The sequence below is a fragment of the Pseudomonas sp. LBUM1647 genome (assembly GCF_059716175.1).
On the sequence record NZ_CP166809.1, the window covers coordinates 39504 to 54687 of the forward strand.

Sequence of the window (15184 nt, forward strand, 5' to 3'; positions counted from 1 at the left end):
CATGGAAACCCGAGCCCATCATGTATTGATCGGCCTGTTCACCGTGATTGTGGTGGCGGGCGCCCTGCTCTTCGGCTTGTGGCTGGCCAAGTCCAGCGTCGACACCGAGTTCAAGGATTACGAAATCGTCTTCAACGAGGCGGTCAGCGGCTTGTCCAAAGGCAGCGCCGTGCAGTACAGCGGGATCAAGGTCGGCGATGTGGTGACCTTGCGCCTGGACCCGAAAGACCCGCGCCGGGTGCTGGCGCGGATCCGCCTGGGCGGCGATACACCGATCAAGGAAGACACCCGGGCCATATTGGCGCTGACCGGAATCACCGGTACCTCGATCATTCAGCTCAGCGGTGGTACGCCGCAGAGTCCGAAGCTCAAGGGCAAGGACGGTAATTTACCGACGATCATTGCATCGCCCTCGCCCATCGCTCGTTTGCTGAATGACAGCGGCGACCTGGTGGCCGGTGTGAACACGCTGATGCATAACGCCAACTTGATGTTTTCCACGGAGAACGTCGAGCGCATCAGCAAGACCCTTGAGCATCTGGAACAAACCACCGGCACCATCGCCGACCAGCGCGGTGATATTCGCCAGGCGATGCAGCAACTGGCCTCGGTCGGCAAACAGGCCGGCGCCATGCTGGAACAGACGTCGGCGCTGATGCGCAACGCTAATGGCATGCTCAACGATCAAGGTAAGCAGATGTTCGGCAGCGCCGAGCAGGCAATGAAATCGCTGGAACAGAGCAGTGCGACCATCAACAAGCTGCTCACGACCAATCAGGATTCGCTCAACAGCGGCATGCAAGGCCTCAATGGCCTGGCCCCGGCGGTGCGTGAACTGCGCGACACCCTGACGTCTTTGCGGGCTATTTCCCAGCGTCTGGAAGCCAACCCCACCGGTTATTTGCTGGGCAATGACAAGAACAAGGAGTTCACGCCATGAAGCTGCCTCACCTCGCCCTCCTCGTCAGCTTCATTGTGCTCGGCGCCTGCTCGATCCTGCCCAAGTCCGAGCCGTCCGATGTCTATCGGTTGCCTTCGGCTCAGAGCAGCGCATCGGCCAGTCACGGGACGCCGCAGCGCTGGTCGCTGCGCCTGACCAAGCCGCAGGCCAGCGAGGCCTTGAACAGCCCGAAGATCGCCGTGATCCCTCAGGGTGATCTGATCAGCAGCTACAAGGCTTCGCGTTGGAGCGACCCGGCACCGGTGTTGCTGCGCAATCGGCTGTTGGACGGTTTCCAGCGGGATGGTCGGGTGACATTGCTGAGCACCGACGACAGCAACTTCCAGGCGGATCTTGAACTGGGCGGTAGCCTGCAGGCATTCCAGACTGAGTACCAAGGAACGAACGCGAGCGTGGTCGTGCGTCTGGATGCGTTGCTGGTGCGCGGTTATGACCAGCGAATCCTCGCCAGCCGACGCTTTGAGGTTCGCCAGCCGTTGAGTGATGCGAAGGTGCCGGCGGTGGTGGCCGGGTTTGGTCAGGCCAGTGACCAGTTGACGGTGCAGGTGGTGGCTTGGGCGGTTGAACAAGGGCAGAAGGTTGCTCCGGTAAAACCCTGAAATCGCCAAGATCGCAGCCTTCGGCAGCTCCTACAGTGGATTTTCGTACACCAGTAGGAGCTGCCGAAGGCTGCGATCTTTTGATTCACCCAAAGAACCAGTAACAAACGCCGATCGCGCCGAGAACGCCGGCAAGCTCCGCCAGCAACGCGCAACCCACCGCATGCCGCGCCCGCTGGATCCCCACCGCGCCGAAGTACACCGCCAATACGTAGAACGTCGTTTCAGTACTGCCCTGAATCGTCGCCGCCACCAGTGCAGGGAAGCTGTCCACGCCAGACGTTTTCATGGTTTCGATCAGCATCGCCCGGGCGGCACTGCCGGAGAACGGCTTGACCATGGCGGTCGGCAGCGCATCGACGAAGCGCGTGTCCCAACCGGCCCATTCCACCAGATGCCGAATCCCGTCCAGGCCAAAGTCCAGCGCTCCGGATGCCCGCAGCACGCCGACGGCACACAGCATCGCCACCAGATACGGCAGCAGGTTCTTGGCCACGTCGAAGCCTTCTTTGGCGCCTTCGACGAACGCTTCGTACACCTTCACCTTACGCAACGCGCCGATCACCAGAAAAAGCATGATCAGCCCGAACAGCGTCAGGTTGCCGAGGATCGATGACAGGCCGGCCAGAGCGGTCGCCGAGAGCGTCGCCAGCAGCGCCATGAAGCCACCGAGGGCCAGGGCGCCGGGAATCAAGTACGCGAGCACCACCGGGTCCCACAGGCGCAGACGCTGCATGAACGCCACCGACAGCAGGCCGACCAATGTCGAGCAACTGGTGGCGAGCAGGATCGGCAGGAACACCAGGGTCGGATCGGGCGCACCTTGCTGGGCGCGGTACATGAAGATCGTCACCGGCAGCAGGGTCAGGGAAGAGGCGTTGAGCACCAGAAACAGGATCTGCGCGTTGCTGGCGATGGTGTCGCTGGGGTTGAGCTCTTGCAGCGCCTTCATGGCTTTAAGGCCGATTGGCGTGGCGGCGTTGTCCAGGCCCAGGCCGTTGGCGGCGAAGTTCAGCGTGATCAGGCCGATGGCCGGGTGCCCGGCCGGCACTCCCGGCATCAGCCGCAGGAACAACGGGCCCAGCGCTTTGGCCAGCCACTCGACGATCCCGGCCTTCTCGGCAATCCGCAGAAAGCCCAGCCAGAGCGTCAGGGTGCCGAACAACAGGACCATGACTTCGACCGACAACTTGGCCATGGCGAAAATGCTTTCCACCATCGCCGCGAAGATCCCGGCGTTGCCGCCGATCAGCCATTGCGCCAGTGCCGAAACGGCAGCCACGATGAAGAAGCCAAGCCACAGGCCATTAAGCATCAGTCAAATCCCCCGAAGAATGCGGCGAATGATAGCGGGGTAGCCAGAAACGACAAACCCCGGATTTCTCCGGGGTTTGTTTGTGGCTCCTGTAGGAGCAAAGCTTGCTCGCGATACAGGCGACGCGATCTATCAGTTGCTGGAGACTTCACCCACCGGCAATTTTTCCTTGCTGCGCCAGTGCGGCAGGGAGTTCCAGTAGCGCTGGCCCTTGGCATCGTCGTACATGCCTTCCCAGCGGGAGATGACCAGCACGGCCAAGGCATTGCCGATCACGTTCAGTGCGGTACGGGCCATGTCCATGATGCGGTCGACACCGGCGATGAACGCCAGGCCTTCGAGCGGAATACCCACGCTGCCCAGGGTCGCCAGCAGCACCACAAAGGACACACCCGGTACGCCGGCGATGCCTTTGGAGGTGACCATCAGGGTCAGCACCAGCAGCAATTGCTGGCTGATCGACAGGTCGATGCCGTAGAGCTGGGCAATGAAGATGGCCGCGATGCTCTGGTACAGGGTCGAACCGTCGAGGTTGAACGAGTAACCGGTCGGCACCACGAAGCTGCAAATGGCTTTCGGCGCGCCGTAGGCTTCCATTTTCTCGATCACGCGTGGCAGCACGGTTTCGGAACTGGCGGTGGAGTAAGCCAGGACCAGCTCATCCTTGAAGATGCGCATCAGCTTGATCACCGAGAAGCCGAACAGGCGAGCGATCAGGCCCAGCACCACGAAGGCGAAGAAGGCGATGGCGACGTAAACCAGGATCACCAGTTTGGCCAGCGGCACCAGAGAGGCAAAGCCGAAGTTGGCCACAGTCACCGCGATCAGTGCGAAAACGCCGATCGGGGCGTAGTTCATGATCATGTGAGTGACTTTGAACATGCTTTCCGACACGCCCTGGAACATCTTCACCAGCGGCTCGCGCAGGTCCGATTGCAGGCTCGACAGACCGAGGCCGAATAGTACGGAGAAGAAGATGATCGGCAGCATCTCGCCGCGGGCCATGGCCGCGAAGATGTTCGACGGGATCAGGTTGAGGATGGTCTGGATGAACGCATGTTCATGCTGAACCTCGGCGGCAGTGGCCTGGTACTTGGAAATATCCACGGTACCCAGGGTGCTCATGTCGATGCCGGTGCCCGGATGGAACACGTTGGCCAACACCAGACCGACCACAATGGCGATGGTGGTGACGATCTCGAAGTAGAGGATGGTCTTGAGGCCGATACGCCCGAGCTTCTTCGCGTCGCCGACGCCTGCAATACCGACGATCAACGAAGAGATCACGATCGGGATCACAATCATCTTGATCAGACGGATAAAGATATCGCCTGCCGGTTGCAGGACGTTGCTGACCCACCAGGCTTTTTCGGCACTGAAATGGTTGAGCAGCGCACCGATTGCAATCCCCAATACCAGACCGATGAGGATCTGCCAGGCGAGGCTAAGCTTTGCCTTCTTCATATCTTTACCCTTACTTGCGTTTGACTCAGACAGATGCAAGAACTGGAACGCTTGTGGCGAAAAAGTCTTGTGCATCTACCCCCGTATAAGGTGCCCCGGAGCGCTTGTTATCGGCTCTCTGGCAGGCGAAAAAAGGCGCAACTATTCAGATGCAAGGAAGCGACGTCTAATGCCGTAAACGCCTACCCTATGCCGAATCGGCATGAGCTTTTTTAACTGAAACTCGCGTCCCAACCGGTTCGAATACGACATTTCGGCAGGCATAAGTGCCGTGAACCGGCCATCGTAGAGGAGGTTGGTTGTTTTTTGAGCAAGGGAATGTGGGCTAAAACTTGGGAAAAAGCCTACGTTTAAGCGCGAAAATTCTCGGTCTTTGAGTCGCAGTTTTCTCGATATACGGTCACCAAAGAAACACCGCGAAATGGTTTTGCGAGGGATTAACGGAAATGAAGCGGGGATGCGAGCAGAACGCTCTAAGACAACGCTTTGCGCTGAGGAAGCTCTTCGCAAGTCCGTCGATCCATGAGTGACCAGCGAACTTGCGTCGCAGCTTCTGCCTGACCCGGCCCTTTCGCAGGCACTCCCTGTACCCGTAGGTCACTCCGCCCCTGAAACAGGCAGAACGTCCTGGCCCCTTGATCATGCGTCTACCGTCCTCGGGTAGCGCAGTGGAAAGAAGCCATGCTGCTTCTTTCATGTTACGAATTCAGTACCAGTGTGGATCTTTCTTCAGCTGTTCCATCAACAAGTCCTGCATACCCTGGTCCGGCTTTCCAAGAAAGCGGTAGTCGGCATGTCGCGTGGGCGACTTGTCGGCCGGCAGCCCCGCAGGCACTTCGACCAGCATGGCGTAGGCATCCTTCTTGTCGAAGCTGACGGCAACGATCAAGCGCTTGTTGAGGCATGTCGTCTGCGATTCGCACAACGGCCCAACCAGATACTTTTCGCCATCTTCTTCAACGGCATTCATTTGCTCGGCGTCGCCGGACAGGTTCATGACCCATTCCGGCAGGCGTTCTTCCTTCTTCACCACGCCCTGCCAGGTTTCACGGTACTGCGGGTCTGCGTTGAGCAACTCATTGACCCGCGCCTGGCCGTCATTGGCCGCTGTTGCCATGGCACTACCGCCCAGAACCAGGGCGGCTGCCAGTGTCTTTAACAAAACGCTCATATTCACCCTCGACCGCGACGGCCAAAGAAGAAGGAAGCAATGAACATCACCAGGAACACGACAAAGAGAATCTTGGCGATACCCGTGGCGGTGCCCGCGATACCACCGAAGCCCAGTACCGCAGCGATGATGGCAATGATCAAGAATGTGATTGCCCAGCTCAACATGGTGATTCTCCTTACGCTTCTATTTAGAGATGTTGCTTGTGGTGCTTTTCCCGGCGCATCGAACGCGCCAAGTTCATGTGTTTAGAACACCCAACGTTCCTGGCGAGGCATCTCATCCGCAGGCTGAGCCTGGTCGACGTCCATCATTCGCATTGGGGGGCTGTCAGCCTGGTTACTGCTGGCCGCGCTGAAATGGGTTTGGGTCGGGTGCTGAATCGACACGCGTGGCGCTTCTTGCTGCTGGTTCTGCTCCCAACGTTGAAACTGCTGGCCGGCGATCAAGGTGATCAATAGCGCCAGAACAGCAAACAGTCCTTGCTGGAGATGCAGTGGCGAGATACGCAACTGGGCGGCACGTTGGCGACTCATCCTGAAGCTCCTCCCACTCTGTGGTGATCTTGTTAGGGGCGACTTCTTGAATGAATGGCCCGGTTCATCAGACCATTGCAGCCTGCATGCCAGCTTTTACTGATAATAAAAGTTAATAAAATCAATTAGTTATAAATGATGTGGAAAACGGATCGGACGCATCCTGCACGATGGTCCTTTTGAAGTCGTGCGTAATGCACGATGGACTCGTAGGAACTTTCAATATTTTTGAATTGCGAGGAGGGCGTGGATGTCACAAGGGGACACGGCAATCGCCTGCGAACCGGCTATCTGATAAAAAAACAACAAAATCAGGCGATTAGCCGTAGGGTGAGGAGAGAGCTACGCTGCTGTGGCTGGAATCGACCAGAATCAACCATGCAACTTGCCCGATTATTCCGGGACTAACCAAGATCATTCATTAAGGAGCGTAGGAAAATGGAGTCAGCCACTGAGCATCAAGGCCGCATTCTGCTGGTGGACGATGAGTCCGCCATCCTGCGTACTTTCCGTTATTGCCTCGAAGATGAAGGCTACAGCGTCGCTACCGCCAACAGCGCCGCACAGGCCGACGCGTTGCTGCAACGCCAGGTCTTCGACCTGTGCTTCCTCGACCTGCGTCTGGGTGAAGACAATGGCCTCGATGTGCTGGCCCAAATGCGCATTCAAGCGCCGTGGATGCGGGTAGTCATCGTCACCGCTCACTCGGCCGTGGACACGGCGGTCGATGCGATTCAGGCCGGGGCAGCCGACTATCTGGTCAAGCCTTGCAGCCCCGACCAATTGCGCCTGGCCACCGCCAAGCAGCTGGAAGTGCGGCAATTGTCGGCACGTCTGGAAGCCCTTGAAGGCGAAGTGCGCAAACCCAAGGATGGCCTGGACTCTCACAGCCCGGCGATGAAAATCGTGCTCGAAACCGCCCGCCAGGTGGCCAGCACCGATGCCAATATTTTGATTCTCGGCGAGTCCGGTACCGGTAAAGGCGAACTGTCCCAAGCCATTCACGGCTGGAGCAAGCGCGCGAAGAAATCCTGCATCACGATCAACTGCCCGTCCCTGACCGCCGAACTCATGGAAAGCGAGCTCTTCGGCCACAGCCGTGGCGCGTTCACCGGGGCCAGCGAAAGTACTCTGGGTCGTGTCAATCAGGCCGACGGTGGGACGCTGTTTCTTGACGAGATCGGCGATTTTCCGTTGGTTTTGCAACCTAAACTGCTGCGTTTCATCCAGGATAAAGAATACGAACGGGTGGGCGACCCGGTCACCCGCCGCGCCGATGTGCGCATCCTCGCGGCCACTAACCAGAATCTCGAAGACATGGTGCGCGACGGCCGTTTCCGTGAAGATTTGCTTTACCGCCTGAACGTGATCACCCTACACCTGCCACCACTGCGCGAACGCAGGGAAGATATTCTGAACCTGGCTGATCGCTTTCTGGCCCGTTTCGTCAAGGAATATGCGCGTCCGGCTCGGGGCTTCAGCGACGAAGCCCGTGAAGCGCTGCTCGGCTACCGCTGGCCGGGGAACATTCGCGAACTGCGCAACGTTGTGGAGCGGGCAAGCATCATTTGTCCACAGGAGCGGGTCGAGATCAGCCACTTGGGCATGGCTGAAACCCCGGTCAACAACGCGCCTCGCATTGGCGCTGCGCTGAGTCTGGATGAATTGGAAAAAGCCCACATCGGAGCGGTCCTCGCCACTGCAGATACGCTGGACCAGGCCGCCAAGACCCTGGGTATCGATGCCTCGACGTTGTACCGAAAACGTAAGCAGTACAACTTGTGAGCTGTCTCCGATGAGACTGGCGATGAAGTTGCGCACGCGGCTGTTTCTGAGTATTTCCGCACTGATCACCGTGGCGCTGCTTGGGCTGTTGCTCGGGCTGGTCAGCGTGATGCAGATGGCGAGTTCCCAGGAAGCGCTGATTCGCAATAATTTCGTCACGCTCGACCTGGGACTGAAATTGCGTCAGACCCTGGGCGATCAACTGATGATCATGCTCAGCGAGAAGCCGGATCCTGTAGCGTTCGAGGCGTCCAAGCAGCATTATTTCCAGTTGCTTGACGACGTCATTGTCCATGCCCAGGCTGGCGATGAGCGCCAGTACGGTTTCGAACAGGCCAAGACTGACTACCTGAGCTTTCTGCAGGCGTACGACCTGTCACGTGACTCGACGCAGGTGTTGAGTGGCAACAAAGAACTCACCGAAAAATTCAATGCGCTGCGCAATGGTTTGATCGTCGAGCAACAGCGTGCGCTGGATAACATCAATGCCACCGAACGGCAGACTCGGGAGAGGGCGCTGCTGGTTGCCGGCCTGCTCGGGCTGGTGGGGCTGGCGGTGCTGATCATCGGCTTCGTCACCGCCCACGCAATCGCTCGACGTTTTGGTGCACCGATCGAGGCTCTGGCCCAAGCGGCGGACAACATCGGCCAAGGCAATTTCGAAGTGACGCTACCGATTTCCTCGGCCGTGGAAATGAACCTGCTGACCAAGCGCTTCGGGATCATGGCCGAGGCCCTGCGCGAGCATCAGGCCACCAATGTCGATGAACTGCTCGCAGGCCAGCAGCGTTTGCAGGCTGTGCTCGACAGCATCGACGATGGGTTGCTGATGATCGACCGCGAGGGACATCTGGAACACCTCAACCCAGTGGCGCAGCGTCAGTTGGGTTGGGACACCGATCGTCTCGGTCAAGGACTGGGTACGGCGCTTGAGCGTCCCGAACTCGATGATCAGCTGCAACTGGTGCTGCGCGGCGGCACCCTGGAGCGGGCGCCTGAGGACCTGAGTATTGAGGTCGACGGTGAGTCGCGGTTGCTGACCTTTAGCCTGACGCCGGTGAGCCATACACAGGGGCATATTCTCGGCGCCGTGATGGTGCTGCATGACGTCACCGAACAGCGGGCGTTTGAGCGGGTGCGCAGTGAGTTCGTACTGCGCGCCTCCCATGAATTGCGAACGCCGGTCACCGGCATGCACATGGCGTTCGGCCTGTTTCGCGAGCGCGCGCACTTTGCCCAGGACTCGCGTGAAGCTGATCTGCTGGACACCGTGAATGAAGAGATGCAGCGCTTGATGCAGTTGATCAACGACCTGCTGAACTTCTCCCGCTACCAGAACGGATTGCAGAAACTCACGTTGGTGCCGTGCTCCATTGAGGATTTGCTGGATGAGGCCCGGGCACGTTTTGCCGGCCCAGCAGAAGAGCAGGGCATCGACCTGCTGGTGGAAGTGCAAGGGCCATTACCGCGATTGCAGGCCGATCAGCCGCAGCTGGACCGGGTGCTCGATAACCTGATCGACAACGCGTTGCGCCACACCGCTTCCGGCGGGCACATACGTTTGCAGGCTCGACGCCATGGGGAACGAGTGATTATCAGCGTCGAGGACAACGGCGAAGGCATTGCCTATGGTCAGCAGGGGCGGATTTTCGAACCCTTTGTACAGGTGGGTCGCAAGAAGGGCGGTGCCGGACTCGGTCTGGCACTGTGTAAGGAAATCGTGCAGTTGCACGGCGGCCGGATGGGTGTTTATTCGCGGCCAGGGCAGGGTACTCAGTTCTATATGGCGCTGTCGGTTTAAGCCGCAGCCGCTTCAGGCTTCGTCATCGAGACGTCGGGCAGCCAATCGGCGACCACGGGTAATCAGCTCGATGAACTGCACCGCACTCAACGCATGGGCGAATAGCCAACCCTGACCGAACTTCACGCCTTCGCTGCTCAGAAGCGCCGCCTGGGATTCAAGTTCGATGCCTTCGGCAATCACCTTGAGTTGCAGGGCTTGGGCCATGTGAATGATGTGGGGGGCGACACCGCTACTTGCAGCGTCATGACCCAGCGCATCGATAAACGCCTTGTCGATTTTCAGGCAATCGACTGGCAGGGTTTGCAGATAGGCGAGGCTGCAATAGCCGGTGCCAAAGTCATCAATCAGCACTTGATGCCCGACATCCCGCAAGGCTTGCAGGTTTTCCCGGGCTACCACGACATCGATCAATCCCCGCTCGGTGACTTCAAAGGCAATTTGCTTTGCCGCGACGCGGTGCAAGGTCAGCAGTCGCGCCATTACCTGACCGATACGCGGCACCATGACGTCGCAGGCCGCCAGGTTGACCGAGATGTACAGTTGCGGATTGGCCCGCAACAATTGACCCAGCTGCTCAAGCAGGCGTTGCAGAACGAAGTCGGTCATCTGGCGGATCTGGCCGGTGTTCTCCGCCATCGGAATAAACAGGTCGGGGCTGGTCAGGGTGCCGTCCGGCCTTCGCCAGCGCAGCAAGGCTTCTGCCCCGACACAGTTGCGGCTGTCGAGGTCGAAGATCGGTTGATACAGCACCTGCAATTCGCCTCGTCGTATGGCGCCACTCAGTTCGGCGTCCAGCGACTGTCGCTGGCGCACCAGCAGAAGCACCAGAAAACTCACGCATAAGGCGAGTGCCAGGCTGGCCGGCAGCAACCACCACCAGACTGCGGGCACATGCATACCGGTGCGCGGGCTGATCAGCACCAATTGGTATTCCGGATTGTTGGTGGGCATGCGGTAAATCAAGCGGGAATGCGTCACTTGTAGCGCGTCGAGGCTTTTCGGGGGCCAAGGCTCGGTTGGTGGCCAGACCTGCGAGACACCCAGTACCGGAATCGCGCGCGTACCGTGGTCGAGCACCACCAGCAGGCTGCTTCCCGGAGGCAAGTCGACCATGTCGGTCAAATGCCCGCGAGACGTCGCGACACGAAAATTGCCACGTCCGAGCATCAGCGCGGCGCGGTTTTCATCGGGTTCGGTGGTGGTGTTCAGCCAGTAACTGTAGGTCGGCCCCTTGATGTCTGGCGGCCTTATCATCGACAGCCCTTCCTGGCGGGGGCGGTTGGAACAGATCCGCGAGGCGTCCATATAAGCGGCTTCGTAAACGAAACGGTAATTGAAGCTGACCTGTTGCAAGGTCGCGATCATTTCGTCATCGCAGCCGCGTAACGGCTGGGATTCCAGGTCGTCGAGGCTTTCACGCAATTGCCCGAATAGTTGCTCCAGACGAGCAAGGAAGCGCTCGCCCTGGGCATTCATTTCTTCACTTTCGCTCTGCTCGACTTGATGCATGGCCACGAACAGGCTGCCGGCCATCAGGAGTGTCGCGCTCAAGGCAGCAGCCAGTATCGCCAAAAACCAAGGGCGAAAGAACCAACTACGTAGTGTCTCTCGAGCAGCAGGCATAGGGAATATCCGAAGAATTACCAATGAGTTATAGCTGCTGATTGGAAAAAAAGCCCTGACCGTCGGGCGGGCGTCATTATTTTGTCTGGTTCAAGACTTGTAGAAGCGCCGCGGTTTGCGCATCCGGTGTGCCATCGAAACGTGATGGTCGGAAATGCATCTGAAAGGCCGCGATCACATGACGTGTCGCAACATCCAGTTCGCCGGTTTGCGGCGTGGGGTAACCCGCGCGGGCCAGCTGTGCCTGAAACCAGCTGATGGTTGGCAGTTGTACTTCGAACTGTGCTTGCTGACGGGTTACGGCCTGTTCATTCGGCCAGATTCCCAAGCCTTCGGCAGCCAGACGCTTCCAGGGGAACAGCGGCCCCGGATCGAGCTTGCGCAGCGGGGCGATGTCGCTATGGCCGATGATGTTGCGGGGATTGATGGCGTAACGCTTGCTGATGTCCTTGAGCAGGACGATCAGGGACTGGACCTGGTCTTCGCTGTAGGGGTACCAAAGGCGCCCGGCAGGGGTGTCTTTAAAACCCGGATTGACGATTTCGATACCAATGGAGCTGGAGTTCAACCAGGTCCGGCCTTGCCATTCGCTTTCCCCGGCGTGCCAGGCTCGGAGGTTTTCATCCATCAGCTTGTAGATGGTGGCGCCCTTGTCGTCGCCAATCAGATAGTGGCTGCTGACGTCGCCGTGGGTCAGCAGTTGCAGCGAGCGCTCCAGTGACGCGGAGGTGTAGTGCACCACCACGAACTGAATGCGGCTGTCGTAATTGGCTGAAGGATGACGGGTGTCGAACCGGGGGCCGCTGGCACAACCGGCCAACAGAATCAGCGACACGATGAGAGATAAATATTTCATGGCAGAAGGCAATACACGCAAGACAGTAATGCAACAGTGTAACGTACTGCCTTGCGTGCAGACGGCCAACGCGAAGTTTTAAACAAAATGGAACAATTGACCGTCAGCCCAGTGCCACTTGGTTACGGCCGGCATGTTTCGCGCGATATAGGGCCTGATCGGCTCTTTTAAGGACCAGATCGCTATGTTCGCCGGGCTTGAATGCAGTCAGGCCCATGGAAATGGTGATGGTTACCGGCTCACCCTTGAAGTGGAAAGGGCAGGCTTCGATCGAGGCGCGCAGCTTTTCCAGCAGTTTCGCACCAGCAGTTGGCACTGTGTCTGGCATCAACAGGACAAACTCCTCACCGCCGAACCGGGCAATGAAATCCGTCCCGCGCAGGCGCTTGCGTAGCACGCTGGCGATGATTTTCAGTACTTTGTCGCCCGCCAGGTGACCATAGTTATCGTTAATGCGTTTGAAATGGTCGAGGTCGAGCATTGCCAGTAACAGGGTGTTGCCGTGTTGCTGCCATTGGTTGATTTCGTGATCCAGCCGTTCGCTCCAGGCTGCCCGGTTAGGCAGGTCGGTCAGCGGGTCGATCAAGGCTTTCTGGCGCTGCTCTTCAAGATGCTCGCGGTAGCCCAGGGCTTCCTGCTCCATGTGCGCAACGCGTTCGGCCAGGCCATGAAGGCGGGCGGCGACTTCCTGCTCGCGCTCGTTACGCTGCTTCTGGTGCTGGTCCATGGTACCGAGCAGGCCTTCCAGATGGTTTTCAAGGACGTGCTTGAGATCGTCCAGGTCGGCGGCTTCCTGCATGCTGCTCTGCAGGCCGTCGACTTGCTCGCGGATCTGCGTGTCCATCTCGCGTGCGGCGGAACGGTTGTCGGCATGGCCTTCGCTGGCGGCTTGCAAGTTGCTTTGAAACGACTCGAGGCGTTCGTTTAGCTGTTGCAAGTAGGCTTCGAATTCATGCTGGCCACTGTCGGTGATTGCCAGCATCAAGGTTGCCAGATCGTCGAGGATTGGCAGCAGTTCGTACCAATTCAAACCGTTTTGCAGGCGATCACGCATCGCTTCGGCTTGCGGACGATGACGCTCGGGCAGCGTCAGGTCGTCGAGCAGGCCCAGTAGCGTGTCTTCGATATGCTTGGCCACCGAGCTGTAGGACGGCTCGGGTGAGTCCGGCAGGGCGTAGAGAACATCCTGCTCGGATTGTTCAGTGTCTACGGCGGCCAAAACCTCGGCCATGGCCGGGGGCAACGGCAGGCTGTCGAGATAGACCACCGGGGTCAGTTCGTCGGGATTGATAGCCGGTTGAGCCTGTATTTCTGGCTCGATGATTGATGGAGCGGGTGCTTCTGGATGTTCTATGTCCGGTTGCGGTTGCGGTTGCGTCTCTGGAGTCTGGGCGTGTGCTCGCTCCGGCTCAAGCACCGGCGGGACAAACGCTACGACCGCAGGAGAAGTCGCTGCTGCGGGCGGTGCCTCGATCGTCGGTGGCTCGGATGCAGTAGCGGGCGCGGCAACTTGTGCGGCGGCCACTTGCGGCTTATCGACCTCTGGCGCGAGATCGACAGTTACCTGTGGTGTCTCGGCATGAGGCACGGCAACCGCTTCGGCTGGCTGCGGGGCGGGCGTCGGGAAGGTGCCGGAGGCAACCTGTAATACCGCTTCATCCGCTTCACGGCTACCAAACAGTCGCTGCAACAAACCAGGGCGGCCGGGTTCTGCCGGGTTTTCAAGCTGATTCAGGGCCTTGCCTTGCAGACCGCTCAGTTCGCTGAGCAGCAACGGAATTTCGCGCGCCTGCCCGACTCTTGCATCCAGATGTTTGGCGAAGTTTTTCAGAGGCCGGCTTACTTCGCGGGGCAGCGGTAATGTTTGCAGCTGCGAGACCAGCGCGGTCAATGCAGCGCTGGTCTGATTAACCCGGGTTTCCCGGCGTTGTTCGGAGTCGAGCACGGCTTTTTCCAGCCGCGGAAGCAGGGCGGCCAGGCCGGCGTCCATGTCGTCGGTGCGCACGACTTCACGCATTTCCTTCATGCATTGGTCAACGACGCGGTCGGTGCCCTCGGCGGCCAGCGTGCTGCGCACCAGGCCACGACGCAGCAGGTCGAGTCGGGCGTCCCATCGACGTTCGAGCTTTTCCTGTTGTTCGATGCTTTTGAGGTATTTTTCTTTCCAGCGCTGTGCTTCGTCGCTCATTCATGGGATCCGCGAGGGGCAGGACTCAACGCGGGCAATGCATCGGCCGTGAGCGAACCCGGCAGACGAATCTCTACCGCGACCGGCAGGTGATCGGAAATGGGTTGTGCCAGCACCTCGACCTTTTCAAGGGTCAGGGTGGGGCTCAGCAGAATATGGTCCAGACAGCGCTGCGGGCGCCAGCTAGGGAACGTCGCTTCCAGTTGCGGCGCGAGCAGGCCGAGGTCACGCAACGGGGAGTTTTGCAGCAAGTCACTGGCGTGGGTATTCATGTCGCCCATCAGCACCTGGTGTTTATAGCCGCCGATCAGCTCGCGGATGTAAGCCAGTTGCATGCTGCGGGCGCGAGCGCCCAGTGCCAGGTGCATCATGACCACCACCAGCGCCTCAGGACCTTCGCCAAAGCGCACCAGAATCGCCCCGCGACCCTTGGGCCCCGGTAGCGGATGATCTTCAATCGCCCACGGGCGAAGGCGGCTGAGCACACCATTGCTGTGCTGGCCGAGGCGTCCGAGATTGCGATTGAGTTGTTGATACCAGTAGGGGAATGCGCCGAGCTGGGCCAGGTGTTCGACCTGGTTGACGTAGCCTGATCGCAGGCTGCCGCCATCGGCTTCCTGCAAGGCGACCAGATCGAAGTCGCCCAGCAGATTGCCGATCTTTTGCAGATTGTCGGCACGCCCGGTGTGCGGCAACAGATGCTGCCAGCCCCGGGTCAGGTAGTGGTGATAGCGCTCGGTACTGATGCCGACCTGGATATTGAAGCTGAGCAAGCGCAGACGACTGTCTGCGGGCAGGCCCGTCGATTCCAGATGATGTTCGTTGACCCGCGGATCATGCAGGCCAACGACGCGTTCAGTGCCCCAGCGGCGCATGGCAGTC

General features: G+C 59.1%; 13 protein-coding genes. 4 read left to right on the forward strand and 9 right to left on the reverse strand.

The features are described 5' to 3' along the window. The first annotated feature begins 1 nt into the window (after position 1). Both ACA059_RS00185 and ACA059_RS00190 read left to right on the forward strand, forming a co-directional pair. A complete protein-coding gene (locus tag ACA059_RS00185) occupies positions 2-940 on the forward strand; it encodes an MlaD family protein (RefSeq protein WP_497632244.1) in 939 nt (312 codons plus the stop codon). Continuing rightward, on the forward strand, positions 937-1560 hold the full coding sequence (locus ACA059_RS00190) for an ABC-type transport auxiliary lipoprotein family protein (protein WP_497632245.1): 624 nt from the start codon (positions 937-939) through the stop codon (positions 1558-1560). Before ACA059_RS00185 ends, ACA059_RS00190 begins: the two co-directional genes overlap by 4 nt. Before the next feature lie 85 nt (positions 1561-1645). Here the strand turns inward: ACA059_RS00190 and ACA059_RS00195 are convergent, their stop codons facing one another. The 5 genes from ACA059_RS00195 to ACA059_RS00215 form a co-directional block, all read right to left on the reverse strand. Continuing rightward, positions 1646-2875 (reverse strand): nucleoside recognition domain-containing protein, encoded by a 1230-nt coding sequence (locus ACA059_RS00195; protein ID WP_497632246.1) that lies wholly within the window; start codon positions 2873-2875, stop codon positions 1646-1648. 132 nt (positions 2876-3007) lie between these two features. Continuing rightward, positions 3008-4339, reverse strand: coding sequence for a glutamate/aspartate:proton symporter GltP (gene gltP, locus ACA059_RS00200; protein WP_497632247.1), 1332 nt, complete (start codon positions 4337-4339; stop codon positions 3008-3010). 706 nt (positions 4340-5045) lie between these two features. Further along, the gene (locus ACA059_RS00205) at positions 5046-5510 is read right to left on the reverse strand and encodes an inhibitor of vertebrate lysozyme family protein (RefSeq protein ID WP_497632248.1); all 465 of its coding nucleotides are present in this window, start codon (positions 5508-5510) and stop codon (positions 5046-5048) included. Positions 5511-5512: 2 nt separating this feature from the next. Next, positions 5513-5677 carry a DUF1328 domain-containing protein gene (locus tag ACA059_RS00210; RefSeq protein WP_003177151.1) on the reverse strand — a complete coding sequence of 55 codons (165 nt, stop codon included), beginning with the start codon at positions 5675-5677 and terminating at the stop codon, positions 5513-5515. An 81-nt stretch (positions 5678-5758) separates the two neighbouring features. Then, positions 5759-6046, reverse strand: coding sequence for a hypothetical protein (locus tag ACA059_RS00215; RefSeq protein WP_497632249.1), 288 nt, complete (start codon positions 6044-6046; stop codon positions 5759-5761). Positions 6047-6484: 438 nt separating this feature from the next. Here ACA059_RS00215 and algB point away from each other — a divergent pair, with 438 nt between their 5' ends. Both algB and ACA059_RS00225 read left to right on the forward strand, forming a co-directional pair. After that, positions 6485-7831 (forward strand): sigma-54-dependent response regulator transcription factor AlgB, encoded by a 1347-nt coding sequence (gene algB, locus ACA059_RS00220; RefSeq protein WP_497632250.1) that lies wholly within the window; start codon positions 6485-6487, stop codon positions 7829-7831. Positions 7832-7841: 10 nt separating this feature from the next. After that, positions 7842-9632 carry an ATP-binding protein gene (locus ACA059_RS00225; RefSeq protein WP_497632251.1) on the forward strand — a complete coding sequence of 597 codons (1791 nt, stop codon included), beginning with the start codon at positions 7842-7844 and terminating at the stop codon, positions 9630-9632. 12 nt (positions 9633-9644) lie between these two features. Here ACA059_RS00225 and ACA059_RS00230 read toward each other — a convergent pair whose 3' ends face one another. The 4 genes from ACA059_RS00230 to ACA059_RS00245 all read right to left on the reverse strand — a co-directional run bounded on the left by ACA059_RS00230 (position 9645) and on the right by ACA059_RS00245 (position 15177). Beyond that, positions 9645-11258 (reverse strand): EAL domain-containing protein, encoded by a 1614-nt coding sequence (locus ACA059_RS00230; protein ID WP_497632252.1) that lies wholly within the window; start codon positions 11256-11258, stop codon positions 9645-9647. A gap of 76 nt (positions 11259-11334) precedes the next feature. Beyond that, entirely contained in the window at positions 11335-12114 is a 780-nt protein-coding gene (locus ACA059_RS00235) for an N-acetylmuramoyl-L-alanine amidase (RefSeq protein WP_497632253.1), read from the reverse strand. 103 nt (positions 12115-12217) lie between these two features. Next, the gene (locus tag ACA059_RS00240) at positions 12218-14302 is read right to left on the reverse strand and encodes a GGDEF domain-containing protein (protein WP_497632254.1); all 2085 of its coding nucleotides are present in this window, start codon (positions 14300-14302) and stop codon (positions 12218-12220) included. Further along, complete coding sequence (locus tag ACA059_RS00245) at positions 14299-15177, reverse strand: endonuclease/exonuclease/phosphatase family protein (RefSeq protein ID WP_033059783.1); 879 nt, start codon at positions 15175-15177, stop codon at positions 14299-14301. Before ACA059_RS00245 ends, ACA059_RS00240 begins: the two co-directional genes overlap by 4 nt. Positions 15178-15184: the final 7 nt, after the last annotated feature.

What these genes read in the sequence shown, in the direction of transcription:
- ACA059_RS00185 (WP_497632244.1), top strand. Translation starts at nt 2, where the DNA reads ATGGAAACCCGAGCCCATCATGTATTGATCGGCCTGTTCACCGTGATT.
- ACA059_RS00190 (WP_497632245.1), top strand. Translation starts at nt 937, where the DNA reads ATGAAGCTGCCTCACCTCGCCCTCCTCGTCAGCTTCATTGTGCTCGGC.
- ACA059_RS00195 (WP_497632246.1), bottom strand. Translation starts at nt 2,875, where the DNA reads ATGCTTAATGGCCTGTGGCTTGGCTTCTTCATCGTGGCTGCCGTTTCG.
- gltP (WP_497632247.1), bottom strand. Translation starts at nt 4,339, where the DNA reads ATGAAGAAGGCAAAGCTTAGCCTCGCCTGGCAGATCCTCATCGGTCTG.
- ACA059_RS00205 (WP_497632248.1), bottom strand. Translation starts at nt 5,510, where the DNA reads ATGAGCGTTTTGTTAAAGACACTGGCAGCCGCCCTGGTTCTGGGCGGT.
- ACA059_RS00210 (WP_003177151.1), bottom strand. Translation starts at nt 5,677, where the DNA reads ATGTTGAGCTGGGCAATCACATTCTTGATCATTGCCATCATCGCTGCG.
- ACA059_RS00215 (WP_497632249.1), bottom strand. Translation starts at nt 6,046, where the DNA reads ATGAGTCGCCAACGTGCCGCCCAGTTGCGTATCTCGCCACTGCATCTC.
- algB (WP_497632250.1), top strand. Translation starts at nt 6,485, where the DNA reads ATGGAGTCAGCCACTGAGCATCAAGGCCGCATTCTGCTGGTGGACGAT.
- ACA059_RS00225 (WP_497632251.1), top strand. Translation starts at nt 7,842, where the DNA reads ATGAGACTGGCGATGAAGTTGCGCACGCGGCTGTTTCTGAGTATTTCC.
- ACA059_RS00230 (WP_497632252.1), bottom strand. Translation starts at nt 11,258, where the DNA reads ATGCCTGCTGCTCGAGAGACACTACGTAGTTGGTTCTTTCGCCCTTGG.
- ACA059_RS00235 (WP_497632253.1), bottom strand. Translation starts at nt 12,114, where the DNA reads ATGAAATATTTATCTCTCATCGTGTCGCTGATTCTGTTGGCCGGTTGT.
- ACA059_RS00240 (WP_497632254.1), bottom strand. Translation starts at nt 14,302, where the DNA reads ATGAGCGACGAAGCACAGCGCTGGAAAGAAAAATACCTCAAAAGCATC.
- ACA059_RS00245 (WP_033059783.1), bottom strand. Translation starts at nt 15,177, where the DNA reads ATGCGCCGCTGGGGCACTGAACGCGTCGTTGGCCTGCATGATCCGCGG.